This window comes from Barnesiella sp. An55 (assembly GCF_002161555.1).
Classification (GTDB): Bacteria; Bacteroidota; Bacteroidia; order Bacteroidales; family Barnesiellaceae; genus Barnesiella; species Barnesiella merdipullorum.
The window spans coordinates 1-9,539 of record NZ_NFHZ01000028.1 but is presented as its reverse complement, the minus strand read 5'-3'; the positions used below and the strand labels follow the sequence as shown (position 1 = coordinate 9,539).

At 46.5% G+C, this 9,539-nt stretch carries 5 protein-coding genes; 4 read left to right on the top strand and 1 reads right to left on the bottom strand.

Annotated features, from left to right (window positions below):
• Positions 1 to 337: 337 nt before the first annotated feature.
• The gene (locus B5G10_RS12235; RefSeq protein ID WP_087425012.1) at positions 338 to 2,500 is read left to right on the top strand and encodes a fibronectin type III domain-containing protein; all 2,163 of its coding nucleotides are present in this window, start codon (positions 338 to 340) and stop codon (positions 2,498 to 2,500) included.
• A gap of 155 nt (positions 2,501 to 2,655) precedes the next feature.
• On the opposite strand, the gene B5G10_RS12230 is transcribed toward B5G10_RS12235, so the two are convergent.
• Complete coding sequence (locus B5G10_RS12230) at positions 2,656 to 3,399, bottom strand: WG repeat-containing protein (RefSeq protein ID WP_158098827.1); 744 nt, start codon at positions 3,397 to 3,399, stop codon at positions 2,656 to 2,658.
• 226 nt (positions 3,400 to 3,625) lie between these two features.
• On the opposite strand from B5G10_RS12230, the gene B5G10_RS12225 reads away from it, so the two are divergent.
• The 3 genes from B5G10_RS12225 to B5G10_RS12795 form a co-directional block, all read left to right on the top strand.
• Positions 3,626 to 5,830, top strand: a complete 2,205-nt coding sequence (locus tag B5G10_RS12225; protein WP_087425010.1) for a sodium-translocating pyrophosphatase — start codon at positions 3,626 to 3,628, stop codon at positions 5,828 to 5,830.
• Positions 5,831 to 6,272: 442 nt separating this feature from the next.
• Entirely contained in the window at positions 6,273 to 9,323 is a 3,051-nt protein-coding gene (locus B5G10_RS12220; protein ID WP_087425009.1) for a virulence factor SrfB, read from the top strand.
• A gap of 22 nt (positions 9,324 to 9,345) precedes the next feature.
• A partial coding sequence (locus tag B5G10_RS12795; RefSeq protein ID WP_206396578.1) for a hypothetical protein occupies positions 9,346 to 9,539 on the top strand: 194 nt, incomplete at its 3' end.

Genomic DNA, 9,539 nt, shown 5'->3' with positions numbered 1-9,539 from the left:
CTCTTGATGGCTACCGCAAAGTTACTGATGTTCTAATCGAAAAATTTTCTGATGTTTGTAACTTATTGATGTTTAATAATTAAAACATTGTCGGAGAATTTTTCTCCGGACACTAGTGATGAAGAAAATGAATTTACTTTTAGTTTTGGGGACCAGTTTGCTGTGTTGCTCGGGTGTGGTGGCTCAGCGAGTTGAGTCTGAGGGTGTACTGAAAAGTAGTAGGCAGTTGGACATGGAATGGGCCGATCATATGCGTGAAAATTTTCAAACATGGACATCGTCCCGGCCTGCAAAGCCTTTCACGTTGAAGTTCGATTCCAAGCAGAAACCAATGCCGATGAAAGCTTCGTCGGCCGCAGAAGAGACTCTCATTTTGAGCGAGGATTTTTCTAAATTCACGGCTGGTAGTGAAGAGACTCCCGATTCTCAAGATTTGAGCTACTTGGGGGAAGGTATGAATATCCCCGAGGAATATACCCAGACTTCTGGCTGGATGGGTGACAAGGTTTTTCAAGCCGGGGGATGTGCTTTTATCGATCACACCGTGCTTCCTGGTGCTTCCGAGGAAGAGAATGTCTATATACAAGGATGTCTCTATACTCCGGTAATAGATCTGTCGGGGAATGATGGCATCTTCACCATTACATTTCGGGCCAAGACTTTGGATCAAAACAGCGATATCTTGAATATCAAGACCTATGTGCAGGCCGACGAATACTATCGGTATGTCGATGACGAGAACGAAATGACTATCAATGACGAATGGCAGACCTATACCATTGCCCTCACTAAGGGAAGTACTTCGAACCGCATCTGTTTCCTCACAAACAGTTCAAACTTTTATATTGACGATATAACCATTAAGAGTGGAGGCCTTCCGCAACCTACGGGCTCAACGGCTTCTCAATATACCGGAACGAGTGTAGTCCTCAGTTGGAATCGTATGCCCGAGGCCGAATCCTATTTGTTGGATCTGTACTATAAAGATGAGAATGGCAATAGTGTTTATAAATTGAAGGATGAAGAGACAGCCGATACGACATTCACCGCTTCGGGATTGGTTGTCGAGAATACCTATTTCTTTACGGTTCGTGCCAAGAATGCTTCGGGTATTTCTCCCTATTCCGAAGAATATGCCATTTTATCCGAACTGGTTTCGCCCGACCTCATGTCGTGTATTAATTATACGGGCGATTCGTTTATGGCTCGCTGGAGACCGGTCGAGGGTGCCACATCCTATTTGTTGAGTGTCTATAATCTGGTTGTCGATAATTATACAATGGTACCTGTCTATCTGCTGCGTCAGGAAGAGACGACCGATACTTGCATGACCGTTACGGGTTGCGACCCCTCGCTCACCTATTATTATACCGTTCAGTCAAAAGGGGCCGGCGTATCTTTGGAATCGGGCTACGCCATGCCTGCTGTGCCGCAACTTACGGCGCCCGCTTTGCTCGAGCCGAGCAATGTTACTTCGAATGGCTTCACGGCCAATTGGGAAGAGGTGCCTTATGCCGAGGGCTACACGCCGTTCCTTTATAAAGAGCACACGGCCATGAGCGATCAGTCGCTGTCGATTATCGATACCGATTTTGCCGATGCCGTGTGTCCTCCCAGTTATCAACCGTGGGGCGACATGACCATTACCGATCCCTTCCAGTCGTTCAGTCCCTTCTACTTCGACGAGTTTGCCGGTATGGCCGACTGGTATATCAGTGTTACTGCTTTTGCCGATGGCGCTTTGGGTCTCGATAATATGTATCCCGACTTCTTCGATATGGGTTATCTGATTTCTCCCAAACTCGACTTCTCGTTGGGCGACGGTACAGTGAAAATCGATGTCGATTGGCTCAGCATTCATGCCTCTTCTACAACCGATGTCTATGCTGTGGTTGCTTTTGCTACAGTTGGCGAAGACAATAGCATTAATATTGAGGGCACGCCTCAAACTTTCCTGGTACCCAAGGAGACGCTGAAGCACGAGACGATTACACTCACGGGTGGCCAGCCCGATAGTTACCTCATCATCTTCACCGAAGATAATGGTATTATCATGTTTGATAATTTGAAGGTGGAGATGAGTATGGACAAAGATCAAAAAGTGATGTTGCCCTTGATGTCGCTCTTTACCGAAGAGACCTCCATGGACTTCAACGACCTCGAGAATCTCCCCGGCGAGCGTTATGCCTATAATGTCTCCTCGGCCTACATTGGCGATGGAACTTCCCCATATCAGTCTGGATTCTCCGACTTGCAGTTTATCAACCTTTTGCCCTCATCGGTTACCAGCGAAACAATCGATGCCGGAGCCAAGGCTTATGTGAAAGCCGGCAAGCTCTATGTCGAGAATCCCGATAATGAGCCGGTGAGTCTGTACGATGTAAAAGGTTCGCAACTCATGGCAATTCCTCAAGGCGAGACCGAGGCAGTTTACGATTTGCCCGGTGCCGGACTCTATATTGTGAAAGTAGGCAATAAAGCCATGAAGGTAGTTCGATAAATAATACCGAGGCTTGTACTCATTAGCAAGGGCGACTCTTATGGAGTCGCCCTTGCTAATGAGCCCTGTTTGTTGATTGCGGGGCAGGAATAAGAATACGCCCTAAACGATTGGAGCAATCGTTTAGGGCGCGTATAACGTAGGTATGGTTGAGCTTAGATATACTCTTCGTTTTTCTGCCAGGTACCAGTCTTGTCGATAAAACCCCACAAGGTGTCGAGTTTCACTTCGGCGAGACCTTTGGAAAAAGAGTCGGCCTCATCATACAGGAAGGGCAGAAATATCTGCCCGGCTTTATCGATAAAACCCCATTTCCCGTTTTGTTTCACCGCAGCTACATCCTCTTTGAAGTTCCAGGCAAAATCATATTGCAGGGGGATGAGCAGGTGACCCGTTTTGTCGATAAATCCCCATTTCTCATCAACCCGCACCGCAGCCAACGACTCGTTGAAACACCAGGAGTCGTCATACCGGGGCGAAATCACCACCTTGCCCGAGTGATCGATATAGCCCCATTTATTGTGCAGCTTTACCGGGGCGAGCCCTTCATGAAAATCGGCTATGTGTTCATAGATGGTAGGGACAACCTCCTTTCCTTCTTGATTGATGTAGCCATAGCGTCCGTTCCGTTCTACCATGGCCAGCCCGTTATGAAAAGCGTGTGCCCAGTCATAGTCAAACTTGACTACCTCGAGCCCATGCCGGTCGATGTAGCCATACTTGTGGTCTATCATCACGGCGGCTACCCCCTCGTGAAACGAGTGGGCGGCATCGAATTGCGGAGCGATGAATACCTTGCCTGAGTTTTTCTCCCGGTATCCATATTTCCCCGATTCGTCCTTGAACGATTCCAAATCGGGGAACCCGCCTAATGAATTAAACTTAGAACTACTTTTCATAAATCGGTAAGAATAAAAAGGAAACATCAACAAATATATTTTTTTTAATTGTAATATCCAAGAAATATCCCGAAAATATTTGTCTCAGAGGTGCATGCCATCGAGGCTTTTAATGGAGAGTTTAGACGCCTAAAAAAAACAAAAATTAGAAAAAAAGATTTGGCTGTTTCTCTAAACCGACTTACCTTTAACCTCACTTAAATGTTAACTTAATTTTGATTGTGCTATGACAAGTGCTTTATTCTGGCTGGTACCTATCTCTTCGGTACTGGCGCTCCTCTTTGCTTGGTATTTTTATAGGCAGATGATGAAAACCGATGAGGGAACCCCTCAGATGAAAAAGATCGCCCTGCATGTGCGTAAGGGCGCAATGTCTTATTTACGCCAGCAGTACAAGATTGTAGGACTCGTATTTTTAGTCCTGGTTGTCTTGTTCTCGATTATGGCGTTTGGCTTTGGGGTTCAGAACAAGTGGGTCCCGGTGGCATTTCTTACCGGCGGTTTTTTCTCGGGATTGTCGGGTTATCTGGGTATGAAAACAGCCACTTATGCATCGGCTCGTACGGCCAATGCCGCTCGCACCTCGTTGAATAGCGGTTTGCGCATTGCCTTCCGCAGTGGAGCCGTCATGGGGTTGGTTGTAGTAGGTTTGGGACTGCTCGATATCTCGTTCTGGTATCTGTTGCTCAATGCCGTGATTCCGGCCGAGGCGCTGAATCCGGCTCATAAACTTTGTGTGATTACCACTACGATGCTTACCTTTGGTATGGGAGCATCGACCCAGGCTCTGTTTGCCCGTGTGGGTGGTGGTATCTATACCAAGGCTGCCGATGTGGGTGCCGACCTGGTAGGTAAGGTCGAAGCCGGTATCCCCGAGGACGATCCCCGCAACCCGGCAACGATTGCCGACAACGTGGGCGACAACGTGGGCGATGTGGCCGGTATGGGTGCCGACCTGTATGAATCGTATTGTGGTTCTATTCTGGCTACTTCGGCTTTGGGTGCTGCCGCCTTTATGGGTGCCGGCGAAACCGAGATGCAGATGAAGGCCGTGATTGCTCCCATGCTGATTGCCGCTGTGGGTATTCTGCTCTCGATTATCGGTATATTCTCGGTTCGCACTCGCGAGGACGCCAAGATGAAAGACCTGTTGAAGTCGCTTTCGTTCGGGACCAACCTCAGTTCCATACTCATCGTCTTTGCCACGTTCGTTATTTTGTGGGCGTTGCAGCTCCATAACTGGGCGTTGATAGGAGGGTCGGTAGTCGTAGGTCTGCTGGTCGGCATCATCATAGGACGCAGCACCGAGTACTACACCTCACAATCCTATCGTCCCACACAACGGCTGTCGGAGAGCGGTAAGACCGGTCCCGCAACCGTGATAATATCGGGTATCGGGTTGGGTATGATTTCGACCGCGGTTCCCGTAATTGCCGTAGTAGCCGGTATCATTCTCTCCTATCTGTTCGCTTCGGGATTCGACCTGGCCAATGTCACCCTAGGTCTCTACGGTATCGGTATCGCCGCCGTGGGTATGCTCTCGACACTGGGCATTACGTTGGCAACCGATGCATATGGCCCCATTGCCGATAATGCCGGTGGTAACGCCGAGATGAGCGGTTTGGGTGAGGAGGTGCGCAAGAGAACCGATGCCCTTGACTCGCTGGGTAATACGACTGCTGCAACCGGCAAAGGCTTTGCCATCGGGTCGGCCGCCCTCACCGGGTTGGCCCTGTTGGCCTCATACATGGAAGAGATTCGCATCGGTCTCACCCGTATCGGAGAAACCGTACTCGAGTTTGCCGACGGAACCACCGTGATGATTAGCGAAGCCTCCTTTACCGATTTCATGCGCTATTACGATATCACCCTCATGAACCCCAAGGTACTCTCGGGTATGTTCATTGGTTCGATGATGGCCTTCCTCTTCTGTGGGTTGACCATGAATGCCGTAGGTCGTGCCGCCTCTCACATGGTCGAGGAGGTGCGTCGTCAGTTCCGTGAAATCAAAGGCATCCTCACCGGCGAAGCCGAGCCCGACTACGAGCGCTGCGTAGCCATCTCGACCCAAGGTGCTCAACGCGAGATGGTCGTACCCTCTCTGCTGGCTATTATAGCTCCCATTGTGACGGGATTGATCTTTGGCGTGTCGGGTGTAGTAGGACTGCTCATCGGCGGGTTGAGTGCCGGTTTTGTACTGGCCATCTTCATGGCCAATGCCGGTGGAGCCTGGGACAATGCCAAGAAATATGTCGAGGAAGGAAACTTTGGCGGTAAACACAGCGAGGTGCACAAGGCAACCGTCGTAGGTGATACCGTAGGCGACCCCTTCAAAGACACGTCGGGCCCGAGTCTGAATATCCTCATCAAACTGATGAGTATGGTAGCCATCGTCATGGCCGGTTTGACCGTGGCCTGGAGCCTGTTGTAATTTGGAATTAGAGTAATAAAGGAGAGGCGCTTCACCCAAGAGGCGCCTCTCCTCTTATATGGGACTGTGAAGGTATTTACAAAGGAGTAAGACGTAGAGAGCACTTGTGAATCAGCTTTATTAAAACCTGGCAAAATAAGAGTATGGTTGTTTTGTAATTTTCTGTTTCCTTAGATTTTATTTTATCTCGCCAAAAAAGGTTAATCTAAAATAGATTTTTTATCTTTGTGTCCCAGAGAATATTTTTCTTTTATATGGAGAAAAATAATTAAATAAGAAATAAGTGATAATAGTAGAGAGTATAATGCACTTGAAGGGGACAGTTTACAAGGGAGATGAGTTTCAGATACCCATAGGAGGGCGATACTTAATCTTATTTCAGTGAGCTGGATAGATTTTGGATTTAAACTATTCATTATAGAGAAATAAATACATAAGCAATATGACCGATCTTTCATTAATTGCCAACACGGGCATTCATATGATTACTTTTCCTTTAGAGATAAATTTAGAGGAAAATTTTAAAATGTGGTATCACGAGTGGTACGATATTACCGATGGAGAGTGGAAGCTCGAATTGGTTGACCAAGTGAATTTTGACCAAGGAACCGTTTACTACCGCAAAAACGACTTGAAGAATAATGGTTATATGGGTAATATCGTCTCCCAAGGTTATACCTATAGTGATTTGAGAGAGGATGGGGTTCTGCCTATTGCCGATGAAAATGGTATGTTGGACGAAAACAGAGGTGAAATTTTCAAAATGACATTTACCGATAAGCACAATGTCTTGGAGAAATTTACCAATGTGTGGATGCCTGCACCTTTCTTTTATAAACGGACAGAAAAACTGTTCCGATTCGGTTCGTTAAACTGGGTGCGATTTAAGTTGATTTTCCAGAAGATGGAGAAAGGTAAGTTGCACTATACGGTATTGATGGCATTTGACACACGAACTAAATATGAGTCGGACGAGTATAACGAATGTCCCATATTCCCCGATCAGTCGGCAACACAGATGACTTATGCCTTATGCGATGACGAGAGGTTGCTTATGGATTATTGCAAGCCCGATCCTCGGTGGTCTTATATCGATGCCTACCTGATGAAACTGGTTCACCCCGATATTCAAAGGATTTCACAAATACGGGGCGCAGGTGTACATAAAATGGCCTATAGCGCATCGTATATATTCCTGATTAATTATATTGCGAAGCATAAATTGTTCCCTACGGTAGAGCTGTACAAAGATAGCAATGTGCTGGTGAAAGACATAGATATGATTGTCGATATAGGTAACTCGCGCACAACGGCTTTGCTGGTAGAGGATAATACGTCGTTCAATCAAGTCCCCAAACTCCAGCTGACCGATTATACAAGTCCTTTGACTGAAGATGAGTCGGGGAATGTAATCATACGTCGTTATGCCGAGCCGTTTGATATGCGCCTGGTATTCCGCAAGGTGTCATTTGGCCACTTCGGGATCAGTAACAGCAAGCAGTTTGTGTATCCCAGTTTTGTACGCCTGGGACAGGAGGCCAACGAGTTGATTCATGCCGCAACGGTAAATCAAGATGAGATGGAGACTCTATCGACCTACTCCAGTCCCAAAAGATATCTGTGGGACTATAAACCCAATAAAGAGGAGTGGCGATTCCTTACCTTGGAGGGAGAACCCGATGATTCTATCTTGAGAATCGAGGGGCTCAGTGAGTATCTGACCAGTGATGGGCAAATCGCTCAGGATGGGGAAGGAGGTGTCACCTATCACTATTCTCGCCGCACGTTGATGACTTTCTCGTTCCTGGAGATGCTGGTGCAGGCTCGCACCCAAATCAATGGGTATGAACATCGTGTCGCTCGTGGCGATAGAAGTATGCCTCGTCGTATCAAACGTATTATTGTTACTTGTCCCACGGCAATGTCGAAGGTTGAACGCGAGTCGCTGATACGTTGTGCAAAAGATGCGGTAACCCTTTTGTCGAAATTTGACGGGAATGGCGATGAGGCTAAAATAGATATCGTTCCCGAATTCAAATCACATAAAGATACCGATCCGTCATGGTATTATGACGAGGCAACCTGTGCCCAGCTTGTCTATATGTATGGCGAGGTAGGTTATAAATACAGGGGTAGTTGTAGTGAGTTCTTCGATTTGTATGGCAAACTCGAAGAGGGGGATACCCAAAAATCGCTTACGCTTGCATCGCTTGATATTGGTGCCGGCACATCCGATTTAATGATTAGTAAATATACCTATACCAAGGACGATATTACCCGCATAACTCCCGATCCGCAATTCTATGACAGTTTCTATTTTGCCGGTGACGATATGCTCGAAGCGCTTATCAAGAATATCATGTTTATGAGTGAGAAGAGTGCTTTCAGGCAGCAAATGCGTAATATTTCGTTTGATGAGTTCCAGCAGAAGATGAAAGATTTTGTCGGTCCCGATTACCATGGGCAGACCATACGCGACCGCATCATTCGTCGGGATTTTAATCTGCAATATTCGGTGCCGCTGATGTATTACTTCTTGGATTTGGTGAAAAACAAGAGCAAAGATTGTATCGTTCACTACTCGGATGTGTTTGCCGAGTGTCCTCCCAACGCGGTTATTCTGGACGATTTCTACAATCGGTTTGGTTTCAGGCTGGAAAAAGTTGAATGGGAATTCAATTATAAGGAAGTGTGTGAGGTCATCACCAAAGCTTTTGAACCGTTATTGCAAAAGGTAGCCACCATTATCTTTGCCTACTCGTGTGATATCGTGTTGTTGTCGGGACGGCCGGCTTCGTTACAACCGATTCGGGATATCCTGCTTAAGTATTATTGTGTATCGCCCAACAGACTGATTCTGCTGAATAATTATTTTATTGGAGACTGGTATCCCTATGATAATAATACTGGATATATTGTTGATTCAAAGCCTATTGTAGCTATCGGAGCTGCGGTTGCCCATTATGCCGCAGAGCTTTCGAATCTGAACAACTTTATTATTATGACCGATAAGCTGCAGAAGAATCTGAAGTCAACGATAAATTACATCGAGGCGACTCGGGAGGGGCTGCCCATTACTTACCTGATTACTCCGGAAAAACCGTCGGGTGAATTGACCGTTAGTAGTCTGCCAAGCAATCTGAATATCCGTCAGTTGGGTATCGACTCCTATCCGGCCCGATCTTTATATACGGTCGATTTCGATCGCATAAAGATTGCTAATCGTGTTATGGAGCAACATAAAGATGAGGATATGGGATATAGCACACCTCGTCTGCTTACCCTTGTAAATGATACCATAGACGAGTATAAGAAGCGGATGCCATTCAAAGTAACGATAGAACGTGAAAACGACGATAAAGAAACCCTGCATATTACAAGTGTTGTCGATCGTTTTGACAGAGAGTTACCTGTGAGTGTGATAGAGATTCATATACAGAGCCTGGGTGCCGGAGAGAAACATTGGCTGGACACTGGAGCCTTTGCATTTTAATAATAAATAAAGATTGGTTAGTATGAAAGAATCAGATATAGTTAAAGAGACTGGCGATTTGAAGTCGAATATTGAGACTTCGTTGCAATGGAGCGAAGATTATCATAAAGATACTTTCCCGAGGAAAAAATTTAAAGAGTATCGACGTTTGGTCAAAAAGATAGAATATTCGTTGCAAGACCGATGCTCTGTGGCTGCTTATGGAGAGAGCCAGGT

Bases quoted from the DNA above. Each gene is read 5' to 3' on its own strand.
- B5G10_RS12235 (WP_087425012.1), top strand. From the start codon at position 338: ATGAAAGCTTCGTCGGCCGCAGAAGAGACTCTCATTTTGAGCGAGGAT.
- B5G10_RS12230 (WP_158098827.1), bottom strand. From the start codon at position 3,399: ATGAAAAGTAGTTCTAAGTTTAATTCATTAGGCGGGTTCCCCGATTTG.
- B5G10_RS12225 (WP_087425010.1), top strand. From the start codon at position 3,626: ATGACAAGTGCTTTATTCTGGCTGGTACCTATCTCTTCGGTACTGGCG.
- B5G10_RS12220 (WP_087425009.1), top strand. From the start codon at position 6,273: ATGACCGATCTTTCATTAATTGCCAACACGGGCATTCATATGATTACT.